This is a genomic window from Nonomuraea sp. NPDC004702 (genome assembly GCF_053601695.1).
Genome location: NZ_JBSGCE010000011.1, coordinates 64,873 through 86,180, shown reverse-complemented (window position 1 = coordinate 86,180; position 21,308 = coordinate 64,873). Strand labels below are relative to the sequence as shown.

The window sequence follows — 21,308 nt, the reverse complement described above, 5'->3', positions numbered from 1 at the left end:
ACAGAGGGTCACCTTCTGTGATGGAGTGGGGGTATGAGCGCCGAGGATCTCCTGCTGAAGACCGGTCGGTTCCTCCGCAGATCGGCCACCAGTGGTGACCTGCGGACTCTCTACCTGAAAGGCGGCACGGAAGGCGACGCGTTCTACCGCGACCGGTGGAGCCACGACAAGGTGGTGCGCTCGACGCACGGCGTGAACTGCACGGGTTCGTGCTCGTGGAAGGTGTTCGTCAAGGACGGCATCATCACCTGGGAGACGCAGGAGACCGACTACCCGGGCGTGGGCCCCGACCGGCCGGAGTACGAGCCGCGCGGCTGCCCGCGCGGGGCGGCCTTCTCCTGGTACACCTACTCGCCGACCCGGATCCGCTACCCGTACGCGCGGGGCGTGCTGGTCCAGCTCTACCTGGAGGCACGGGAGCGGCTGGGCGACCCGGTGGCCGCCTGGGCCGAGGTCACCACCGATCCGGAGAAGCGGGCGCGCTACCAGGGGGCGCGCGGCCGGGGCGGGCTCGTCCGGGTGACCTGGGACCTGGCCGTCGAGATGGTCGCCGCGGCGCACGTGCACACCATCCAGGCGTACGGGCCCGACCGGGTCGCGGGGTTCTCGCCCATCCCGGCGATGTCGATGGTCTCGCACGCCGTCGGCTCCCGGTTCGTGTCGCTGATCGGCGGCACGATGCTCTCCTTCTACGACTGGTACGCCGACCTGCCGGTGGCCTCGCCGCAGGTGTTCGGCGACCAGACCGACGTCCCGGAGTCGGCCGACTGGTGGGACGCCGCGTACCTGGTGATGTGGGGCTCCAACGTCCCGGTCACCCGCACGCCGGACGCCCACTGGATGGCCGAGGCGCGCTACCGGGGCCAGAAGGTCGTGGTGGTCTCGCCCGACTACAGCGACGCGGCCAAGTTCGCCGACGAGTTCCTGAGCGTGCGTCCCGGCACGGACGGCGCCCTGGCCATGGCCATGGGCCACGTGCTGCTGAAGGAGTTCTTCGTCGACCGGGAGGTGCCCTACTTCACCGACTACGTCAAGCGCTGCACCGACCTGCCCTTCCTGGTCACGCTGCGCGAGCACGAGGACGCGTACGTGCCGGACAAGTTCCTCACGGCCAAGGACCTGGGCTCGGCGGAGGAGGCGGCCGAGTGGAAGACCGTGCTCATGGCCGGGTCCGGCGAGCCGGTGGTCCCGAACGGCTCGGTCGGCTTCCGCTGGACCGACTCGGGCGAGGGCCGCTGGAACCTCGACCTGGACGTCGACCCGAAGCTCACCCTGTACGGCGGCGAGTCGGCCCAGCTCCTGCTGCCGCGCTTCGACGGCGAGGGCTCCCTGCGCCGCGGCGTGCCGGTCGCCCGCGTCGGCGGACGGCTGGTGACCACGGTGTTCGACCTGCTGCTCGCCCAGTACGGCGTCCCCAGGCCCGGCCTGCCGGGGATCTGGCCCGGCGGGTACGACGACGCGGCCGAGCCGTACACGCCGGGCTGGCAGGAGCCGGTCACCGGCGTCCCGGCCGAGCGGGTGGTCAAGATCACCCGTGAGTTCGCCAGGACGGCCGAGACGACCCGCGGCCGATGCATGATCATCATGGGCGCGGGCGCCACCCAGTGGTTCCACGGCGACACCATCTACCGGGCTTTCCTGTCGCTGCTGCTGCTGACCGGCTGCCAGGGGCGCAACGGCGGCGGCTGGGCCCATTACGTCGGCCAGGAGAAGTGCCGCCCGCAGAGCGGCTGGGCGCTGCTGGCCGGCGCGCTCGACTGGTCGCGCCCGCCGCGGCAGGCGCCCGGCACGCCGTACTGGTACCTGCACACCGACCAGTGGCGTTACGACCGGTTCGACGCGGGCGCGCTGACCTCGCCGCTCGGGCCCGGCGCGTTCCGCGGCAGGCACACGGCCGACCTGGTGGCCGAGGCCGTGCGCAACGGCTGGATGCCCATGTCGCCCGCCTTCGACCGCAACCCGCTGGAGCTGGGCGAGCACGAGGACCCCGTGGCGTACACGCTGGAGGAGCTGCGGCGGGGCAGGCTCCGGCACGCCGCCGAGGACCCCGACGACCCGGCCAACTGGCCGCGGGTGCTGACCCTGTGGCGGTCGAACCTGCTCGGCTCGTCGGCCAAGGGCAACGAGTACTTCCTGCACCACCTGCTCGGCGCCACGTCCAACCTGGAGCAGCCCGACCCCGAGGCGCCGAGGGGCAAGCTGGACCTGCTGCTCACGCTGGACTTCCGGATGACGTCCTCGACGGTCTACTCCGACATCGTGCTGCCCGCCGCCACGTGGTACGAGAAGTACGACCTGTCCTCGACGGACATGCACCCGTTCGTGCACGCGTTCAACCCGGCCATCTCGCCGCCCTGGGAGACCAGGACGGACTTCGCCGCCTTCCACGCCATCGCCAGGGCCTTCAGCGCGCTGGCCAAGGAGCGGCTGGGGGTGCGCAAGGACGTCGTGGTGGTCCCGTACCAGCACGACACGCCGGGCGAGACCGGGCAGCCCGGCGGGCGCGCGCCCGGCGCGCCGGAGCCGACGCTGAAGGTGGTCGAGCGCGACTACGGCGCGGTCGCTGAGAAGCTGGCCGCGCTCGGCCCGCTCACCGAGCGGCTCGGCCTCCAGGTCAAGGGCGTGACCTTCATGCCGGACGAGGAGGTCACCTGGCTCGGCCAGCGCTGCGGCCTGGTGCCGCGCGGCGTGGCCAAGGGCCGCCCCGAGCTGGACACCGACGCCAAGGCGTGCGAGACGATCCTCGCGCTGTCCGGGGTGAGCAACGGCAGGCTGGCCGCCCAGGGCTTCCGCCAGCTCGCCCGGCGCACCGGCCGCAGCTTCGACGACCTGATGGACGAGGGCCACCGCATCGTCTTCGCCGACACCCAGGCCCGGCCCACGCACGTCGCGGCCAGCCCGGAGTGGTCGGGCAAGGAGGCGCACGACCGCCGCTACTCGCCGTTCACGATCAACGTCGAGAACGGCAAGCCCTGGCACACGCTCACCGGCCGCATGCACTTCTTCCTCGACCACGACTGGATGCACGAGTACGGCGAGGCCCTGCCGGTCTACCGCCCGCCGCTGGACATGGCCGAGCTCTTCGGCGAGAGCGCCACCCTGCGCTACCTGACCCCGCACTCCAAGTGGTCGATCCACTCCGAGTACCAGGACAACCTGCTCATGTTGTCGCTGTCGCGCGGCGGCCCGACCATCTGGATGTCCACCGAGGACGCCACCCGGCTCGGCATCGCCGACAACGACTGGATCGAGGCGGTCAACCGCAACGGCGTCGTGGTGGCCAGGGCCATCGTGTCCCACCGCATGCCGCAGGGCACGGTCTACATGTTCCACGCCCAGGACCGCCTGATCGACGTGCCGAAGTCGGAGGAGACCGGCCGCCGCGGCGGCATCCACAACGCGCTGACCAGGGTGCTGATCAAGCCCACGCACATGATCGGCGGCTACGCCCAGCTCTCGTACGCCTTCAACTACCTCGGCCCCACGGGCAACCAGCGGGACGAGGTCACCACCATTCGCCGCAGGTCGCAGGAGGTGCGCTACTGATGAAGATCATGGCTCAGATCGCCATGGTGATGAACCTGGACAAGTGCATCGGCTGTCACACCTGTTCCGTGACCTGCAAACAGACCTGGACCAACCGTCCCGGCGTCGAGTACGTCTGGTTCAACAACGTCGAGACCCGCCCCGGCCAGGGCTACCCCCGCCGGTACGAGGACCAGGAACGCTGGCGGGGCGGCTGGAAGCTCGACCGCAGGGGCCGGCTGACACTCCGCGCCGGAGGCCGGTTCCGCAAGCTGGCCGGCATCTTCGCCAACCCGCTCATGCCCTCCATCCAGGACTACTACGAGCCCTGGACCTACGACTACGAGAACCTGACCCGGGCCCCGCTGTCCGACGACGTCCCGGTGGCGCCGCCGCGGTCGCTGATCAGCAACGAGCCCATGAAGATCCGCTGGAGCGCGAACTGGGACGACAACCTGGGCGGCGACCCGTCCCCCGACCCGGTGCTGGGGAAGGTGTCGGAGCAGGTCAGGCTGGAGTTCGAGCAGGCGTACATGTTCTACCTGCCGCGCATCTGCGAGCACTGCCTGAACCCGTCCTGCGTGGCCTCGTGCCCGTCGGGGGCCATGTACAAGCGGGCCGAGGACGGGATCGTCCTGGTGGACCAGGACAGTTGCCGGGGCTGGCGGATGTGCGTGACGGGGTGCCCGTACAAGAAGGTGTACTTCAACCACCGGACCGGCAAGGCCGAGAAGTGCACGTTCTGCTACCCGCGGGTCGAGGTGGGGCTGCCGACGGTGTGCTCGGAGACCTGCGTGGGCCGCCTGCGCTACCTCGGGGTGCTGCTCTACGACGCCGACCGGGTGAGCCAGGCCGCCTCGGTGGCGGACGAGCGGGACCTGTACGAGGCCCAGCTCGGCGTCTTCGTCGACCCCGACGACCCGGCCGTGGCCGCGTCGGGGCTGCCCGTCGACTGGATCGAGGCGGCCCGCAGGTCCCCGGTCTACGACCTGATCATGAAATATCGCATAGCGCTCCCCCTGCATCCGGAGTACCGGACGTTGCCGATGGTCTGGTACGTCCCGCCGCTCTCCCCCGTCGTGGACGCCCTGGCGAACACCGGGCACGACGGCGAGGACGCGGACAACCTGTTCGCCGCCATCGAGTCGCTGCGCATCCCCGTGGAGTACCTGGCCGAGCTGTTCACCGCGGGCGATCCCGTCCCGGTGACGGCCGCGCTGCGCCGTCTGGCCGCGATGCGCTCGTACATGCGGGGGGTCAACCTGGGGCAGGAGCCGGTCCTGCCGGACACCGGCCTGACCGAGGACGACATCAGGTCCATGTACCGCCTGCTGGCCCTGGCCAAGTACGAGGAGCGGTACGTGATCCCGACCGCGTACGGCAACGTGCCCGGCGTGGTCGAGGAGGCCGGCTGCAGCCTCGACTACTACGGCGGCCCCGGCATGCAGGCCCCCTTCGGGGAGGCGTCGGGCAAGCCGCTGCCGGTCTCCGTCGAGTCCTTCCACGGCCTCAAGGACCGCCAGACCAGCGACGAGATCACCCACGACCGGGTGAACCTCCTTAACTGGGACGGCCGGGGCATCCCAGCAGGACTCTTCCCGCCGAAAAAGGGAAAATCATGAACAAGGCCGTGATCTGGCAGGCCGCCGCGCACCTGCTCGCCTACCCCGACGAACGTTTCCACCGCCGCCTGCCGCTGATCAGGGAGGCCGCCGAGCCGCACTTCGCGGCGTTCCTGGCGCGGATCGCGGACATGGACGCGGGCGACCTGGCCGCGCACTACGTCGACACGTTCGACCTGCACCGGCGCTGCTGCCTCTACCTGACCTACTACACCGACGGCGACACCCGCCGCCGCGGGGCGTCCCTGGCCGCGCTCAAGCAGCGCTACCGCGTGGCCGGCTGGGAGCTGATGGACGACGAGCTGCCCGACTTCCTGCCGGTCGTGCTGGAGTTCGCGGCGCTCGACCCGTCCGGCGTGGCGCTGCTGCGGGAGCACCGCGTCGGGCTCGATCTGCTGCTGTCCGCCCTGACCGAGCTGGGCTCGCCGTACGCGGAGGTGGTCGGGGTGGTGTGCGCGGCCCTGCCGCCGCCCACGGCCGCCGAACGCGCCGCGGCGCACCGCCTGGCCGCCGGGGGGCCGCCCGCCGAGACCGTGGGAGGGTACCGGTGAGCTGGGGCGAGAGCATGTTGTGGGTGGTCGCGCCGTACGTCACCCTGGTGATCTTCATCGGCGGCCTGATCTGGCGGTACCGGTACGACAAGTTCGGCTGGACCACCCGGTCGTCGCAGCTCTACGAGAGCCCGCTGCTGCGCGTGGCCAGCCCGGTGTTCCACTACGGCCTGATCTTCGTGATCATCGGGCACGTGACCGGCCTGCTCGTCCCGCTCTCCTGGACGGACGCGATCGGCGTGTCGAACGAGGCGTACCACGCCAACGCCCTGATCTGGGGCGGCCTGGCCGGGCTGGCCACACTGGTGGCGCTGGCCCTGCTGATCTACCGCCGCCGCACGAACGGGCCCGTCTTCCTGTCCACGACGAAGAACGACAAGACCATGTACGTGGTGCTCGCCGCGTCGATCGTCGCGGGCGTGGTGACGACGGTGGCGGGGTTCGTGCCGAGCGAGGTGAGCTACCGGACGACGGTCGCCCCCTGGTTCCGCGGCGTCTTCGTGCTCAACCCGGACGCCACCGCGATGGGGCACGCGAGCATCCTTTACAAGGTGCACACCGTGATCGGGATGGCGTTGTTCGTGCTTTTCCCGTTCAGCCGCCTCGTGCACGCCCTTTCGGCGCCGATCACCTATTTGTTCCGCCCTTACATCGTGTATCGGGCCCGGTCCCGATAGCGCGCCGCGCCGCCCGGAACGGGGGCCGGTGCGTCAGAATCGTTGGCTGTGGAGCACGGGTACACCAACAGCACGGTCGGCGACGGCGCTCTGGTCGTCAAGTGTTACCAGGGCCCGGAGGCCGCCTTCAGGCTGGGCACGGAGAGCAGATACCTGCGCCGGCTGCGCGGCCGGCTCCCGGTTCCGCGCGTGCACCAGATCACCGCCACGAGCCTGACCACCCGCTTCGTGGCCGGCGCCCACGGCCAGGACCTGCTGGACGAGGGCCGCGCCGCCGAGGTGCTGGCCGAGTGCGGCCGCGTCCTGGCCCGCATCCACCGCCTCGGCATCGTGCACGGCGACTACGGGCCCCAGAACCTGCTGTTCGACCCCGCCACGTTCGAGACCACCGCGATCCTCGACTGGGAGTGGGCCCATCCGGGCCGCCCGGTGGAGGACCTCGCCTGGTGCGAGTGGATCGTCCGCAGCCACCACCCCGAGCACGTCTCCCTGCTGCCGCGCTTCTTCGACGCCTACGGCGGGCCGGTGCCGTCCTGGGCCGAGCGGCAGGCGTCGATGGTGGCGCGCTGCCGCGACCTGCTGGAGTTCTGCGGCCGGTGGGAGCCGGGCGGGGGCGGCGAGAAGTTGTGGCGCGAGCGCCTCGACCGCACCGCCGCCTGGAGCGCCTGACGCGTCCCGCGGTGCCCGAGCCCCGGGAGCGAGGCCCGGACGTCCTGACGGGGATCAGCCGCAGTGGCTCCAGCCGCTGGTCCACACGTACGGCGACTCGTCCCAGGCGCCGCCCCACTTGACGCAGGTGTCCACGGCCGACAGGATCACCGGCCCGGCGTACGACTTGAACTCACCGGCGTCGGTCTTGGTCGCGCCGCCCTGCACGCTCAGCGTCGCCCGCATCCACCGCGTGTACGGCGTCTTGTTGACCGTCACCACGCAGTTCTTGCCGGTGCCGGAGTTGTAGGACAGGTAGATCGTGCCCAGCGCCGTGCTGCCGGACTTGAACGGGTGCGAGTCGATGACGCGGAACCCGGACCCGCACACGCCGGCCGGGTCCACGGCGGCGACGGCGGCCTGTGCGGGCAGGACGGCGGCCAGACCGCAGGCGAGCACGCCCGCGGCGAAGAGCGTCTTGGTGATCGTGCGCATGTTCATCCTTACTGTCGCTCTTGAACGCCCGTCAGCTTCGCGCAGCGAGTGATCAAGAAAGCGAACAGCAGGCGAACAACACACAAATGCGATTTCGGTTCCCCCGTAATCCACGGCCTTCCGGCTCGTCCCGGGGCCGACCGCGCAGGTGCGACGGGGTCATCCCAGCGCCGCGGCGAGCCGCGTGATCTCCGCCACAGCGGCGCCGAGACCGGCGATCTCCGCCGCGCTGAGCGTCGGGTTGGCCGCCCGCCTGGCCCTGGCCGCCGCCAGGTGCTCCGCCCCCGGGACGGCGTCGCCGAGCCCGGCCAGCAACCCGTCCAGGACGGCCCGTGCCGCGTCCGCCATCCCGGTCGCCGGCTGGACCGCGACCTCGGCCAGGATCACCGCGGACATCGCGCGGTCGAGCGCGGGCGGCCCGTCCTCGGCGTTGGACCAGTCGATCACCACCGGCCCCCGAGGGGTCAGCATGACGTTGTCGGGATGCAGGTCGAGGTGGAGCACCCGGTGCCCGGGATCGGCCGCCGTCCGCGCCGGGATCTCGTGCAGCCCGCGCAGCAGGCGCGCGAGGATCGTGCCCGCCTCCCGCGGCTCCATCCGGCCGTCGAGCATCGCGTGCAACATCGTCGGCCCGGCCAGCCGCTCCATCACCAGGTCGGCCGGCCCGTGACCGCCCGGATGCACCCGCGGGACGGGATAGCCGCGGGCCGCCACGTGCGCCATGACCTCCGCCTCCCGGCGCGTGTCCGCCGGGAACCGGTTGCGCCGCAGCACCCGGTCCTCCCCGATCGCGTACACGTCGGCCGTGCGGCCCGATCCCAGCAACTCGCCGATCTCCATCGGGTCCGCCCTTCTGGTGGCGCCGGGCAAGTCTCCTGCGACATGCGCCCTGCTTTGGGGCAGGATCCCAGCATGGTGTCGGTATTGCAGAATGTCGCGATCGACTGCGCGGATCCGTACGAGCTCGCCCGGTTCTGGAGCGAGGTGACCGGCTGTCCCGTCCACCCGGAGGACCGCCCGGGTGACGAGGAGACGCGGGTGATGCTGAAGGAGGGCCCGATCCTGCACTTCAACAAGGTGCCGGAGCCGAAGGCGGCCAAGAACCGGCTGCATCTGTGCCTGCGTCCCGACTCCACGCGCGACGAGGAGGTCGAGCGCCTGGTGCGCCGGGGCGCCACCCTGATCGCCGACCTGCGCGAGCCGGACGGCACCGGCTGGGCGGTGCTCGCCGACCCCGAGGGCAACGAGTTCTGCGTCCTGCGCAGCGCCGCGGAGCGCGCCGGGACGGCCCCGCACCCCTGAGCCGTCCCGCGTGACCGCGCACCCGCACGGCCCGTCTCAGGGCCGTGCGGGCCTCAGCCCTTGATGGAGATGAGCTGCCGCAGGTGCGCCACGACCTCCACCAGGTCCCGCTGCGCGGCCATCACCGACTCCAGGTCCTTGTACGCCCCCGGGATCTCGTCGATCACCCCGGGATCCTTGCGGCACTCGACCCCGAACGTCTGCTCCTCCAGGTCCTTGACCGTGAACGTCTTCTTGGCCTTGGTCCTGCTCATCTTCCGGCCGGCCCCGTGCGAGGCCGAGTTGAACGCCCGCGGGTTCCCCAGCCCCTTCACGATGTACGTGCCGGTGGCCATCGAGCCCGGGATGATCCCCAGGTCCCCGCTGCCCGCCCGGATCGCCCCCTTACGGGTGACGAGCACGTCCACCCCGTCGTAGCGCTCCTCGGCCACGTAGTTGTGGTGGCAGGAGATGGGCTGGTCGAAGCCGATGCCCGGCAGGTGGCGGCGCAGGACGTCGCAGACCAGGCCCATCATCAGCGCCCGGTTGCGGCGCGCGTAGTCCTGGGCCCAGTACAGGTCGCGGCGGTAGGCGTCCATCTCCGGGGTGTGGCCGAGGAACACCGCCAGGTCCCGGTCCACCAGGCCCTGGTTGTGGGAGAGGCGGCGGGCCACCCCGATGTGGTGCTCGGCCAGTTCCTTGCCGATGTTGCGCGACCCCGAGTGCAGGACCACCCACACCCAGCCCTCGTCGTCGGCGCACACCTCCAGGAAGTGGTTGCCGCCGCCGAGCGTGCCCATCTGCGCCTCGGCCCGCTCGCGGCGGGCGTGGACGGCCGGGGCCAGGTCGTCGAACTCGCGCCAGAACTCCGCCCACCCGGCCGTCCGCATCCCGTGCACCTTGCCGGGATCGACGGGCCGCTTGTGGTGCTGGAAGCCGACGGGGACCGCCTGCTCCAGCTTCCCCCGCAGGTAGGCCAGGTTGTCGGGAAGCTGCGACGCCTGGTACGACGTCTTCACGGCCGTCATCCCGCAGCCGATGTCCACCCCGACGGCCGCCGGCGACACCGCGTCCTTCATCGCGATGACTGACCCGACCGTCGCCCCCTTGCCGTGGTGCACGTCGGGCATGACGGCGACGCCATGGACCCAGGGCAGGTTGGCCACGTTCCGCAACTGCTGCATCGCCTGCGGCTCCACCGTCTCCGGCTCCGCCCACATCCGCAGCGGATGCCTGGTCCCGCTCACCTCGTTGTACGCCATGTCGCCTCCTCCCGGCCGCCTTCATGAACACGATCTATCTGGCCAGACACGACATACCCCCTGCAACCGATTTAGTCCGGCCCCCGCCCCCGAAGATCTTGGCAAGCCCGGTCCGGGTCCGCGCTCCATTGGCTATGGTGACCGTGGTGTGCCGACATACACCCTGTATGCGCGCACCCGGGAGATATACCGTTGAGAACGGCCCGACCCCTCCAACCGATCGTGGCCGGGCAGCAGCTCGCCGTCGCGGAGAAAACGGGGCGCACATGATCGCCGTCGCCGGCCAGCCGGACGAGCATCCGCTGGTCCACCAGGCGCTCGTCTACTCCACCGACGCCGGCTTCCTGGCCGCGGCCGTGCCCTTCTGCCGCGACGGGCTGGCCGCGCGGGACAGGGTGCTCGTGGTGACCACGGCCGCCAACATCGGCCTGCTCTCGCGGGCCCTCGGCGGCGACGCGGGCGAGGTCGAGTTCGCCGAGGCCGGCGGCTGGTACGACGCTCCGGGCCGCACCCTGGCCGCCTACGGCCGCTACCTCGACGCCCATCCCCGCGTCAGGGTGATCGGCGAGCCCGTCTGGCACGGCCGCACCCCGGTCGAGGAGGCCGAGTGGACCCGGTACGAGTCGGTGCTCAACGCCGCGTTCGCCGCCCGCGCGGCCTGGATGGTCTGCGCCTTCGACGCGCGCGCGGTGCCGGACCGGGTCGTCGGCGGCGCCCGCCGGACCCATCCGGGGCTGCTGACCGGTGACGGCCCCCGTGCCAGCACCGATTACGTCGAGCCCGAGTCCTTCAGCCACGCCTCCGACCACGACCCGCTGCCGCCTCCGCCGCCCGGGGCCGCCGGCCTGCGCTTCGACGGCGACCTGCACCGCGTGCGCCGGCACGTGCGGGCGACCGCCGAACGGCTCGGCCTGTCCCGCGCCCTGACCGACCGCCTGCTGCTGACCGTCAACGAGGTCGCCGCCAACGCCGTCGAGCACGGCGGCGGGCACGGCGACCTCGCGATCTGGACCGACGGGAGCGCCGTCGTGTGCGACGTGACCGACCCGGGCAAGCTGACGGCCGTCCTGCCCGGTTACCTGCCGCCCGCCCCGACCGCCCTGCGCGGGCACGGCCTGTGGGTGGTGCGCCAGCTCTGCGACCTGCTCCAGGTGCGTTCCGAGCCGGCCGGGACGCGCTTCCGCCTGCACCTGCTGCGCGACTGACGGCGCGGACCGCCGCAGGGCTCAGCGCTGGGGGCCGGCGTCCGTCCAGCCGGCCTCCAGGACGGCCTCGGAGCTGGACACCGTGCCCGGCTCGAAGCTCTTCCACAGGCCGCGCGGCTCGACCACGACGCTCTCGGTGCCCAGCGCCCGCCCGGTGGCCTCGTCGAAGAGCAGGCGGCTCTCCCGCACGCCGGTGCGCTCGTCGCTCTGCTGGATGGCCGCGGCCGTGCCGGTGCGCCCCTCGGCGTCGGTGACGTTCTCGATGACCTTGACGGAGTCGAGCCCGGCCAGCATGCGGAAGGCGGCGCCGCGCACCTGCGGCGTCACCGGCATGGAGACGATCAGCCCGACGCTGACCGTGAACAGCCAGGTGTCGGCGGACATCTCCACGCTGGACGACTCGGTGGAATGCCCGTCGTAGGAGTCGAGCAGCCACTTCTTCAGCTTCGCCGGCTCGTCCGGCAGGCCGCGCAGGTCCTTCATCGTGACGTTGCGGCCGAGCCAGAACACCTTGTCGCCGTCGACCAGGGGGCTGTGCGAGGTCGTGGCCTTGTCCGGGGAGGTCCGCAGGGTCAGCGGGGCCACCTTCTTCATCGGCACGACCACCTCGATCCCGGCGGGCGAGCCCGCCTGCTCCCAGGCCAGCCGGTCGGCCTCGCTCGCGGGCAGCGCGCCGAGCCGGCGGGTGCGGCTCCACTGCTCGCCGCCGGTCGCGCGCGGCGTCCACTCCTCGTTGCGCTGCCGGTCCAGCACCAGGTACCCGCCCTTGACGGCGGGGTAGGCGTGCCTGCTCACCGTCACGGTGTACCACCAGTCGCCGGTACGGTCGGGCTGCCGGTCGGCCTTCTCCGCGGCGGCCAGCAGCACCTCCCTGGCCGACAGCGTGACCTTGCGCGGCGTCGCCGACGCGCTCTGCCCGGCCTGCGGAGCCTGCTTCCTGGGCGCCGGAGCCGCGTTCCCCGCCACCACGACGGCCACCGCGGTCGCCCCCGCCGCCAGGGCCGCGAGCCCCCACACCGGCCGTACGGCCGTGCGCCGGCGCCGGGACCCGCGCGGCCCGGACATGGCGTGCGCGAGCTCGGCAGCCCTGGTGTGCTCGTCCACCGGCCGGTCGCCGAGGTGCGCGGGCCGCGCGGCCCGGAGTTCGTCCATCGGGTTCATGACCACTCCTCGCTGAGGTTGCGCACGTAGGGACGGGACGGTTCGGCGGACTCCATGGCTCGCGTGAGCCGCTTGCGGGCCCGGTGCAGCCGGACGCGGAAGGCCGCCGACGAGCAGCCGACGACCCGGGCGCCCTCCCTGGGCGACAGCCCGTGCCAGGCGACCAGCATGAGCACCTCCCGGTCGTCCTCGTGCAGCTCGGCCAGCGCGCGCAGCACGCCCATGCGCTCGGTCACCTGCTCGGCCACGTCCGGGCGGCCGTCCTCGGTCCACGAGCTCAGCTCGGCGGCCAGCGCGTCCCTGCGCGCCTGCGAGCGGGCGTCGTCGCGCAGGAGGTTGCGCGCCACGCCGAGCAGCCACGGCAGCGGCGGCTCCGGCACGTCGTCCAGCCGCCGCCACGCGATGGCGAACGTCTCGCTCACCACCTCGTCGGCCACCTGCCGGCCCGCACGACTGACCGCGTAGGCCCACACCCGTTGTCGGCATTCGTCGTACATGCCGGTGAAACGGCGGGAATCATCCGTCACCGCGCAGCCCCTTCGTCCCTGATGCGTTCTTCTGACACCGGGAAGTGGTGGGAACGTCCCTGTTGTTACAGCTCGCCGGAAAAGCAGAAGCCCCGCCCCCGGTGGCGTTCCGGGACGGGGCCTGCTCGACCTGGCCTACTTGGCGTTGGCCTTGAGGTAGTCGCTGTTCATCTGGGCAATGGTGTCCAGCGGGATGCCCTTGGGGCAGACCGCCGTGCACTCGCCGGTGTTCGTGCAGCCGCCGAAGCCCTCGGCGTCCATCTGGTCCACCATGGCCTTCGCGCGGGTCAGGCGCTCGGGCTGGCCCTGGGGCAGCAGGCTGAGGTGGGTGATCTTGGCGGCGGTGAACAGGGAGGCCGAGCCGTTCGGGCAGGCGGCCACGCAGGCGCCGCAGCCGATGCAGGTCGCGGCGTCGAACGCGGCGTCGGCGTCCTCCTTGCGCACCGGAACGCTGTGCGCGTCCGGGGCCGAGCCGGCCGGGACCGAGACGAAGCCGCCCGCCTGGATGATGCGGTCGAACGCGCTGCGGTCCACGACCAGGTCCTTGACCACCGGGAAGGGCGCGGCGCGCCACGGCTCGATGGTGATCTCGGCGCCGTCCTCGAAGTGGCGCATGTGCAGCTGGCAGGTCGTCGTGGCGCGCTGCTCGCCGTGCGCCACGCCGTTGATGACCATGCCGCACATGCCGCAGATGCCCTCGCGGCAGTCGTGGTCGAAGGCGATCGGGTCGTCGCCCTCCAGGATCAGCCGTTCGTTCAGCACGTCCAGCATCTCCAGGAACGACATGTCCGGGGACACGTCCTCCACCCGGTACGTCACCATGCGCCCGGCGTCCGAGGGGGCGCTCTGACGCCAGACCTTGAGGGTCAGGTTCACTTGTAGCTCCGCTGGGTCATCTTGACGTACTCGTACTCGAGCGGTTCCTTGTGCAGCACCGTCTCGCCGGAGGGCGTGCGCTCCCAGGCCGAGACGTGCGCGAAGTGCTCGTCGTCGCGCAGGGCCTCGCCGTCGGGGTCCTGCGACTCGGCGCGGAAGTGGCCGCCGCAGGACTCGGTGCGGACGAGGGCGTCCAGGCACATGAGCTCGGCCAGGTCGAAGAAGTCGGCGACGCGGCCGGCCTTCTCCAGGACCTGGTTCAGCTCCTCGGCGGTGCCGGACACCTTGACGTTCTTCCAGAACTCCTCGCGCAGCTCGGGGATGCGCTCCAGGGCCTTGCGCAGCGACTCCTCGGTGCGCTCCATGCCGCAGTAGTCCCACATGAGCTTGCCCAGCTCGCGGTGGAAGGAGTCGGGGGTGCGGGTGCCGTTCACCGACATCAGGCGGTCGATCCGGGTCCGGACCTTGATCTCCGCCTCGGCCACGGCCTCCTCGTCCACCTCGCCGTACGGGCCGTTGGCCAGGTAGTCGCCGATCGTGGTGGGCAGCACGAAGTACCCGTCGGCCAGGCCCTGCATCAGCGCCGAGGCGCCGAGCCGGTTCGCGCCGTGGTCGGAGAAGTTGGCCTCGCCGATCACGAACAGGCCGGGGATCGTGGACTGCAGGTCGTAGTCCACCCACAGGCCGCCCATCGTGTAGTGGACGGCGGGGTAGATGCGCATCGGCACGTCGTACGGGTTCTCGCCGGTGATGCGCTCGTACATCTCGAAGAGGTTGCCGTACTTCTTCTCCACGGCGTCGCGGCCGAGCCGGCCGATGGCGTCGCGGAAGTCGAGGTAGACGCCCAGCCCGCCGGGGCCGACGCCGCGGCCCTCGTCGCAGACGTTCTTGGCGGCGCGGGAGGCGATGTCACGCGGGACGAGGTTGCCGAAGGCCGGGTAGATGCGCTCCAGGTAGTAGTCGCGCTCCTCCTCCGGGATGTCGCCGGGGGCCCGGTCGTCGTCCTTGCGCAGCGGCACCCACACGCGGCCGTCGTTGCGCAGCGACTCCGACATCAGCGTCAGCTTCGACTGGTATTCGCCGGAGACCGGGATGCAGGTCGGGTGGATCTGCGTGTAGCACGGGTTGGCGAAGTACGCCCCGCGCTCGTGCGCCCGCCAGATGGCCGTCGTGTTGCAGCCCTTGGCGTTCGTGGACAGGAAGAACACGTTGCCGTAACCGCCGGTGGCCAGCACCACGGCGTCGGCCAGGTGCCGCTCGATCTCGCCGGTCACCATGTCGCGCACGATGACGCCGCGCGCCCGGCCGTCGGAGACGATCAGGTCGAGCATCTCGTGGCGGGTGTGCATCTCCACGGTCCCGGCCGCGATCTGCCGCTCCAGCGCCTGGTAGGCGCCCAGCAGGAGCTGCTGGCCCGTCTGGCCGCGGGCGTAGAACGTGCGGGAGACCTGGGCGCCGCCGAACGAGCGGGTGTCCAGCAGGCCGCCGTACTCGCGGGCGAACGGCACGCCCTGGGCCACGGCCTGGTCGATGATGTTCACCGACACCTGGGCCAGGCGGTAGACGTTCGACTCGCGGGCGCGGAAGTCGCCGCCCTTGACCGTGTCGTAGAAGAGCCGGTAGATCGAGTCGCCGTCGCCGCGGTAGTTCTTGGCGGCGTTGATGCCGCCCTGGGCGGCGATGGAGTGGGCGCGCCGGGGCGTGTCCTGGTAGCAGAACGACTTGACGTTGTAGCCCAGCTCGCCCAGGGTCGCCGCGGCCGAGCCGCCCGCCAGTCCGGTGCCGACGACGATCACGTTGAGCTTGCGCTTGTTGGCCGGGTTGACCAGCTTGGCGCTGAACTTCCGCTTCTCCCACCGCTCCTCGATGGGACCGGCGGGCGCCTTGGTGTCCCGGATCTCCGAGCCTTCGGTGTACTTCACTTCACAACTCCGAACGTGATGGCGAGGGGCGGGGCCAGGAAGCCGACGACCAGGACCGCCGAGACGAGGGCGGCCGTCAGGCGCAGGCCGCGGTAGCGGCTGCGGTTGGCCCAGCCCAGCGTCTGGAAGGCGCTCCAGATGCCGTGCCGCAGGTGCAGGCCGACCATGACGACGGCCACGAGGTAGATGAGGGTCACCCACCAGCGGGACGGGTCGAAGCCGGCGACCATGCGGTCGGCGGGCTCGGAGTCGAAGCCCTTGGGGTTGACGACGCCGAAGGTCAGGTCGAGCAGGTGCCAGATCACGAACAGCAGGATCGTCAGGCCGCCGAACCGCATGATGTGCGTGGCGTAGCCGTTGGCCTGGGACTTCTTGGCCACGTACTTCACCGGACGGGCCTTGGCCGCCTTGCGCGCCAGCGAGATCGCGGCCCACATGTGCAGCACGACCGAGACGACGAGCCCGATCTCCAGGATCGTCAGCACCGTCCGGTACGGCGCGATGGGCTCAAGAAGCGTGCGCAGGGCGACGGCGTACTCGTTGAACGAGTCCTTGCCGAGGAAGATCTTCAGGTTGCCCAGCATGTGCAGGACGAGGAAGGACACCATCACGGCGCCCGTGACGGCCATGACGACTTTCTTGCCGTTCGACGAGCTCAGGAACCGGCTCGGCTTCTTGGACGTCGGTGCGGGCGAGGCACCCTTGGGGGCGTTAACAGGCGCGGTGGCGGCGCCGCGCTCTATCGTGGCAGTCACGTTTGAACGCTAGGTATCCAGCAATGATCCGTCCAAGTCATCGCGGATCTGGTTTCCATAGCTTCCGGCTATGATGCTTGGTTTATACGGTCGGCATAAGGAAAAATGCTCGGCCGGTGCGAGGAAAATCACATGCAGTTGCAGCAGCTCGCCTACTTCGTCGCGGTCGCGGAGACCAGGCACTTCACCCAGGCGGCCGAGCGCATGCGGGTCGCCCAGCCCTCGCTCAGCAAGCAGATCAAGGCTCTGGAGAACGACCTCGGCGCCCCGCTGTTCTCCCGCGCGCGCGGCAACGTCACGCTGACGGCCGCGGGCGAGGCGCTGCTGCCGCTGGCCCGCCGGATGCTGGCCGACGCCGACACCGCCCGGCAGGAGGTGGCCGAGCTGGCCGGGCTGCGCCGGGGCCGGGTGCGGCTGGGGGCCACGCCGTCGTTGTGCGCGGGCCTGCTGGCCGACGCGCTGGCGCGCTTCCACCGGGCCTACCCGGGGGTGGAGCTGCTGGTGGAGGAGGGCGGCTCGCGTGACCTGGTCAGGGCGCTGGCCAGGGGGCAGCTCGACCTGTCGCTGATCATCATGCCGCTGCAGAGCGACGACCCCTCCCTGGTGACCGAGGAGATCCTGCGGGAGAACCTGGTGGTGGTCGCGCCCTCGCACGAGCGGGCGCGGGGGCCGTACCTGCGGATCGAGGACCTGCGCGGCCGGCAGATGGTGATGTTCCGGCGCGGTTACGACCTGCGCGAGGCCACCCTCACGGCCTGCCGCCAGGCCGGGTTCGAGCCCCGGTTCTCGGTGCAGGGCGGCGAGATGGACGCGGTGCTGCGCTTCGTGGAGGCGGGGCTCGGCGTGGCCGTGGTGCCGTCGATGGTGCTTGACGGGCGGCCGGGACTGTCCGGCACGCCGCTGGCCCCGCCCGGCCTGAGCCGGACGATCGCCCTGGCCCACCGCAAGGACGTCGAGCCCACCAGGGCCGCGCAGGCGTTCCGGGAGACCCTGCTCGCCTTCGTGGTCGAGGCCGGACAGGAAGGCACGCTTCCGCAAGGGGTCGAGCTCATCGCAGAATGAGCAGCAACAGCCCGACTCCCCCGGGAAGGCATTGTGTGACGGCAACCTCAACGAGCCGCTGACACTGCTCCTCATCGAGGACGACGACGGCGACGCCTTCCTCGTCGAAGAACTGCTCAACCAGGCCGAGGCGCCACCGACGATCTTCTGGGCGCGCAGCCTCCAGGAGGCCAAGGCCAAGCTCGACCCGACGATCCAGTGCGTTCTCGTCGACCTCACCCTGCCCGACGCCAGCAGGCTGGAGGCGCTGGAGGAGGTGCTGGCGCTGGCACCGCACGCGGCCGTCCTGGTCCTCACCGGCCTCAGGGACGTGCACGTCGGCGTGGCCGCCGTGCAGGCGGGCGCCCAGGACTACCTGGTCAAGCAGGACATCGACGCCCGCCTGCTGGCCAGGTCGATCAGGTACGCCATGGAGCGCAAGCGCGCCGACCTGGCCCAGCTCAGGCTGTTCGAGGCCGAGCTGACCGCCAAGGAGAACGCCCGCCTGGAGAGCGGCCTGCTGCCCGTGCCCCTGCTGCGCACCGAGGCGATCACGCACCAGATCCGCTACCTGCCGGGCAACCAGGGAACCCTGCTGGGCGGCGACTTCCTCGACATGGTCCAGACCGCCGACGGCGCGGTGCACGTCGTGGTGGGCGACGTCTGCGGCCACGGGCCCGACGAGGCCGCGCTCGGCGTGGCGCTGCGCATCGCCTGGCGCACGCTGGTGCTGGCCGGGCAGACCGACGACACGCTGCTGCGCACGATGGACGCCCTCCTGCGCGCCGAGCGCAAGGCGCCCGAGATCTTCACCACGCTCTGCATGGCCACCTTCACGCCCGACCTGCGCCAGGCCCGGATGCGCGTGGTCGGGCACCCGCCGCCGGTGCTGGTCCGCGACGGCGTGCCCGCGGTGCTGGCCGGCACGCCGTCGGGGCCGCCGCTCGGCATCTTCCCCGACGCCGAATGGACGGTCATCGACGTGCCCCTGGGCGCGGACTGGTCGATCATGCTCTACACCGACGGCCTGATCGAGGCGGCCGTCGGCGGGCAGAAGGAGCTGCTCGGCGTCGAGGGCCTGGTCGGCCTGGTGCGCGAGCACGGCGTGATCGACCTCGACCGGCTGATCAGGCACGCGGGCACGCTCAGCGACGATCTCGCGGTGGTCCTGGTGTCGAGGAGGAAGGCATGAGCATCCACCCGCTGCCGCCGCCGAAGGCGCCGACCAGGCTCGGCAGGCTGCCGGTGGCCCGCTGGTTCCTGGCCATCGGCGTGCTGGCGGGGTTCGCGTTCGCGACCGGCGTGGTGGTCACCATGTCGATGATCACGCATACGCGGGCCCTGGGGCCGAGGCCGGAGATCGCCGCCCAGCTCGACCGGCTCAACGTGGCGCTGATCGTGCTGTTCGCGGTGCTGCTGGCGGGTGGGGCGGGCCTGGCGTTCGTGATCAGGTACGCCGTGCTCAAGCCCATCGACCAGCTCACCGAGCAGGTCCGCACGGTGGCCGCCGGCGACTTCGACCACCGGCTCGGCGTCGACCGGCCGGCCGAGCTGAGCGAGCTGTCCAGCCACGTCGACTCCATGCGCCGCCGCATCGTCTCGGCCTGGCGCGGGGCCGCCGACCAGGCCGACGAGCTGCGCCGGTCCAACGGCGAGCTGGAGCAGTTCGCCTACGTCGCCAGCCACGACCTGCAGGAGCCGCTGCGCAAGGTCGCCAGCTTCACCCAGATGCTGGAGCAGCGGTACGGCCCGCAGCTCGACGACCGCGCCCGCCAGTACATCCACTACGCGGTCGACGGCGCCAAGCGCATGCAGCTCCTGATCAACGACCTGCTCGACTTCTCCCGGGTGGGCCGGGTGAGCGGCGAGCGGCTGCCGACCGACTCGGGCGGGGCCCTGGACCGGGCCCTGGAGAACCTGTCGGCCACGATCGAGGACACCGGCGCCACCGTCACCCGCGACGACCTGCCCGTGGTCGAGGGCAACCGGATGCAGCTCACGCAGCTCTTCCAGAACCTCGTCGAGAACGCGATCAAGTTCCGCTCCGAGGACCCGCCGCGCGTGCGCCTGACGGCCGAGCGGAAGGGCGACATGTGGGAGTTCAGCTGCTCCGACAACGGCATCGGCGTCGACCCCAAGTACGCCGACCGCATCTTCCTGATCTTCCAGCGGCTCCACCCCCGGGACGTGTACCCCGGCACCGGCATCGGCCTGGCGCTCTGCCGGAAGATCGTCGAGTACCACGGCGGGCAGCTCTGGCTCGACGCCGAACCGGCCGATCAGGGCACGACGTTCCGCTGGACGCTGCCGGCGGCCGGAGGCGACGCATGACGGACTGGCGCCCGATCGACGTGCTTCTCGTGGAGGACGACCAGGGGGACATCCTGCTCACCAGGGAGGCGTTCGACCTCAACAAGGTGCGCAACCGGCTCAACGTGGTCAACGACGGCGAGCAGGCGATGGCGTACCTGCGGCGGGAGGGCGCCTACGCCGGCGCGCCGCGGCCCGACCTGATCCTGCTCGACCTCAACCTGCCCCGGATGAACGGCCTGGAGGTGCTGAGCGAGGTCAAGGCCGACGCCGCCCTGCGGACGATCCCCGTGGTGATCCTGACGACCTCGGAGGCGGAGGAGGACATCCTGCACAGCTACCGGCTGCACGCCAACGCCTATGTCGCGAAGCCGGTGGATTTCGAGCAATTTATCCGTGTTGTCCGGCAAATAGATGATTTTTTCGTGACCGTCGTGAAGCTGCCGGCCCCCGGCCCGCGGCCCTGACGCGTATACGTGACAGGAATCACAGTAGGTCATCGAAAAAGTGAGTGACCCCGCTCACAAAATCGTATGCGGTCGTCGTAACGTATCCCCCACCAATGCGCGCCCAGAGCGGTACCGCACCCGCCGTACGCGCGCCCAGTGAAACGACCCGGACCCCCCTGTGTGCAGGGTCCGCGGGAGGTGGAGAGGTCCGCGATGACCCAGACGACGCCCGAAGCCCCGCTCAGAAGGCAACGTGCCCAGGTGAGGGTGCGCACGCTGCGCACCGACAGGTGGTGGCTGGTCCCGCTGCTGACCTTCCTCGGGCTCAGCTCGTTCCTCGTCTACGGCGTGTGGGCGATCATCGACGGCAGTTATTTCGTCGATCCGTACATCGCCCCGTTCGCCTCGCCCTGTCTGACCACGGCGTGCCCCGAGGGCGCGCGGCTGTTCGGGTGGGCGCCGATCGGCGACTGGTTCACCCTGCCGCCGGGGCTGCTCATCCTCGGCCTGCCGGGCGGCTTCCGGCTCACGTGTTACTACTACCGCAAGTCGTACTACCGGTCGTTCTGGCTGTCGCCGGCCGCGTGCGCCGTCCAGGAGCCGCACGGCAAGTACACCGGTGAGACCCGGTTCCCGCTGATCCTGCAGAACATCCACCGGTACTTCTTCTACGCGGCCATCGTGATCGGCCTCGTGCTGGCCTACGACGCCGTCCTGGCGCTGGTGCACAAGCCGCAGGGCCTCGGCACCTGGATCCTGGTCGTCAACGCCGTGCTGATCAACACGTACACGTTGTCGTGCCACTCCTGCAGGCACATCACCGCGGGCAGGCTCAACCACTTCTCCCGTCACCCGCTGCGCTACAAGGCCTGGACGTTCGTCTCCAAGCTCAACGCCAAGCACCAGCAGCTCGCCTGGGCCTCGATGTTCTCGGTCATGATCGCCGACTTCTACGTCCGCATGGTCGCCAAGGGCGTCATCGCCTTCCCGTTCGCATAAAG

At 70.9% G+C, this 21,308-nt stretch carries 20 protein-coding genes; 12 read left to right on the top strand and 8 right to left on the bottom strand.

The annotated features are described in order from the left end of the window. Positions 1–33: 33 nt before the first annotated feature. The 5 genes from ACWEJ6_RS16500 to ACWEJ6_RS16480 are packed head-to-tail and all read left to right on the top strand — an operon-like array spanning position 34 to position 7,044. The gene (locus tag ACWEJ6_RS16500) at positions 34–3,546 is read left to right on the top strand and encodes a nitrate reductase subunit alpha (protein WP_452424420.1); all 3,513 of its coding nucleotides are present in this window, start codon (positions 34–36) and stop codon (positions 3,544–3,546) included. Then, positions 3,546–5,147, top strand: a complete 1,602-nt coding sequence (gene narH / locus ACWEJ6_RS16495; protein ID WP_452424418.1) for a nitrate reductase subunit beta — start codon at positions 3,546–3,548, stop codon at positions 5,145–5,147. Before ACWEJ6_RS16500 ends, narH begins: the two co-directional genes overlap by 1 nt. Next, a complete protein-coding gene (gene narJ / locus ACWEJ6_RS16490) occupies positions 5,144–5,698 on the top strand; it encodes a nitrate reductase molybdenum cofactor assembly chaperone (protein ID WP_452424416.1) in 555 nt (184 codons plus the stop codon). Before narH ends, narJ begins: the two co-directional genes overlap by 4 nt. Then, positions 5,695–6,375, top strand: a complete 681-nt coding sequence (narI, locus tag ACWEJ6_RS16485) for a respiratory nitrate reductase subunit gamma (RefSeq protein ID WP_452424414.1) — start codon at positions 5,695–5,697, stop codon at positions 6,373–6,375. The genes narJ and narI overlap by 4 nt, the downstream gene beginning before the upstream one ends. Positions 6,376–6,423: 48 nt before the next feature. Further along, positions 6,424–7,044, top strand: coding sequence for a phosphotransferase (locus ACWEJ6_RS16480; protein ID WP_352352909.1), 621 nt, complete (start codon positions 6,424–6,426; stop codon positions 7,042–7,044). Positions 7,045–7,098: 54 nt separating this feature from the next. Here the strand turns inward: ACWEJ6_RS16480 and ACWEJ6_RS16475 are convergent, their stop codons facing one another. Both ACWEJ6_RS16475 and ACWEJ6_RS16470 read right to left on the bottom strand, forming a co-directional pair. Next, a complete protein-coding gene (locus ACWEJ6_RS16475; protein ID WP_452424412.1) occupies positions 7,099–7,518 on the bottom strand; it encodes a spore-associated protein A in 420 nt (139 codons plus the stop codon). Positions 7,519–7,677: 159 nt separating this feature from the next. Next, entirely contained in the window at positions 7,678–8,358 is a 681-nt protein-coding gene (locus ACWEJ6_RS16470) for a phosphotransferase (protein WP_452424410.1), read from the bottom strand. Positions 8,359–8,430: 72 nt separating this feature from the next. Between ACWEJ6_RS16470 and ACWEJ6_RS16465 the strand changes: the two genes are divergently transcribed. Next, the gene (locus tag ACWEJ6_RS16465; protein WP_358294425.1) at positions 8,431–8,820 is read left to right on the top strand and encodes a VOC family protein; all 390 of its coding nucleotides are present in this window, start codon (positions 8,431–8,433) and stop codon (positions 8,818–8,820) included. Positions 8,821–8,873: 53 nt separating this feature from the next. Here ACWEJ6_RS16465 and ACWEJ6_RS16460 read toward each other — a convergent pair whose 3' ends face one another. Further along, positions 8,874–10,061, bottom strand: coding sequence for an RtcB family protein (locus ACWEJ6_RS16460; protein WP_387677191.1), 1,188 nt, complete (start codon positions 10,059–10,061; stop codon positions 8,874–8,876). 266 nt (positions 10,062–10,327) lie between these two features. On the opposite strand from ACWEJ6_RS16460, the gene ACWEJ6_RS16455 reads away from it, so the two are divergent. Continuing rightward, positions 10,328–11,266, top strand: a complete 939-nt coding sequence (locus ACWEJ6_RS16455; protein WP_452424407.1) for an anti-sigma factor RsbA family regulatory protein — start codon at positions 10,328–10,330, stop codon at positions 11,264–11,266. Positions 11,267–11,287: 21 nt separating this feature from the next. Here the strand turns inward: ACWEJ6_RS16455 and ACWEJ6_RS16450 are convergent, their stop codons facing one another. From ACWEJ6_RS16450 to ACWEJ6_RS16430, 5 genes are all read right to left on the bottom strand, one after another. Further along, positions 11,288–12,427, bottom strand: a complete 1,140-nt coding sequence (locus ACWEJ6_RS16450) for a CU044_5270 family protein (RefSeq protein WP_452424405.1) — start codon at positions 12,425–12,427, stop codon at positions 11,288–11,290. Further along, positions 12,424–12,954, bottom strand: a complete 531-nt coding sequence (locus ACWEJ6_RS16445) for an RNA polymerase sigma factor (protein WP_452424404.1) — start codon at positions 12,952–12,954, stop codon at positions 12,424–12,426. Before ACWEJ6_RS16445 ends, ACWEJ6_RS16450 begins: the two co-directional genes overlap by 4 nt. A 135-nt stretch (positions 12,955–13,089) precedes the next feature. Beyond that, positions 13,090–13,830 (bottom strand): succinate dehydrogenase/fumarate reductase iron-sulfur subunit, encoded by a 741-nt coding sequence (locus ACWEJ6_RS16440; protein WP_352352916.1) that lies wholly within the window; start codon positions 13,828–13,830, stop codon positions 13,090–13,092. After that, complete coding sequence (locus tag ACWEJ6_RS16435; RefSeq protein ID WP_352352917.1) at positions 13,827–15,752, bottom strand: fumarate reductase/succinate dehydrogenase flavoprotein subunit; 1,926 nt, start codon at positions 15,750–15,752, stop codon at positions 13,827–13,829. Before ACWEJ6_RS16435 ends, ACWEJ6_RS16440 begins: the two co-directional genes overlap by 4 nt. Beyond that, positions 15,749–16,507, bottom strand: a complete 759-nt coding sequence (locus ACWEJ6_RS16430; RefSeq protein ID WP_352352918.1) for a succinate dehydrogenase cytochrome b subunit — start codon at positions 16,505–16,507, stop codon at positions 15,749–15,751. The genes ACWEJ6_RS16435 and ACWEJ6_RS16430 overlap by 4 nt, the downstream gene beginning before the upstream one ends. Positions 16,508–16,639: 132 nt before the next feature. On the opposite strand from ACWEJ6_RS16430, the gene ACWEJ6_RS16425 reads away from it, so the two are divergent. The 5 genes from ACWEJ6_RS16425 (at position 16,640) to ACWEJ6_RS16405 (ending at position 21,306) form a co-directional block, all read left to right on the top strand. Beyond that, positions 16,640–17,569: a LysR family transcriptional regulator gene (locus tag ACWEJ6_RS16425; RefSeq protein ID WP_452424401.1), complete on the top strand. Its 930-nt coding sequence runs from the start codon at positions 16,640–16,642 to the stop codon at positions 17,567–17,569. A 31-nt stretch (positions 17,570–17,600) separates the two neighbouring features. Continuing rightward, on the top strand, positions 17,601–18,740 hold the full coding sequence (locus ACWEJ6_RS16420; RefSeq protein ID WP_452424399.1) for a PP2C family protein-serine/threonine phosphatase: 1,140 nt from the start codon (positions 17,601–17,603) through the stop codon (positions 18,738–18,740). After that, positions 18,737–19,879, top strand: a complete 1,143-nt coding sequence (locus ACWEJ6_RS16415; RefSeq protein WP_452424397.1) for a sensor histidine kinase — start codon at positions 18,737–18,739, stop codon at positions 19,877–19,879. Before ACWEJ6_RS16420 ends, ACWEJ6_RS16415 begins: the two co-directional genes overlap by 4 nt. After that, positions 19,876–20,325, top strand: coding sequence for a response regulator (locus ACWEJ6_RS16410; RefSeq protein ID WP_352352922.1), 450 nt, complete (start codon positions 19,876–19,878; stop codon positions 20,323–20,325). The genes ACWEJ6_RS16415 and ACWEJ6_RS16410 overlap by 4 nt, the downstream gene beginning before the upstream one ends. Positions 20,326–20,520: 195 nt before the next feature. Beyond that, on the top strand, positions 20,521–21,306 hold the full coding sequence (locus ACWEJ6_RS16405) for a hypothetical protein (protein WP_352324159.1): 786 nt from the start codon (positions 20,521–20,523) through the stop codon (positions 21,304–21,306). Positions 21,307–21,308: the final 2 nt, after the last annotated feature.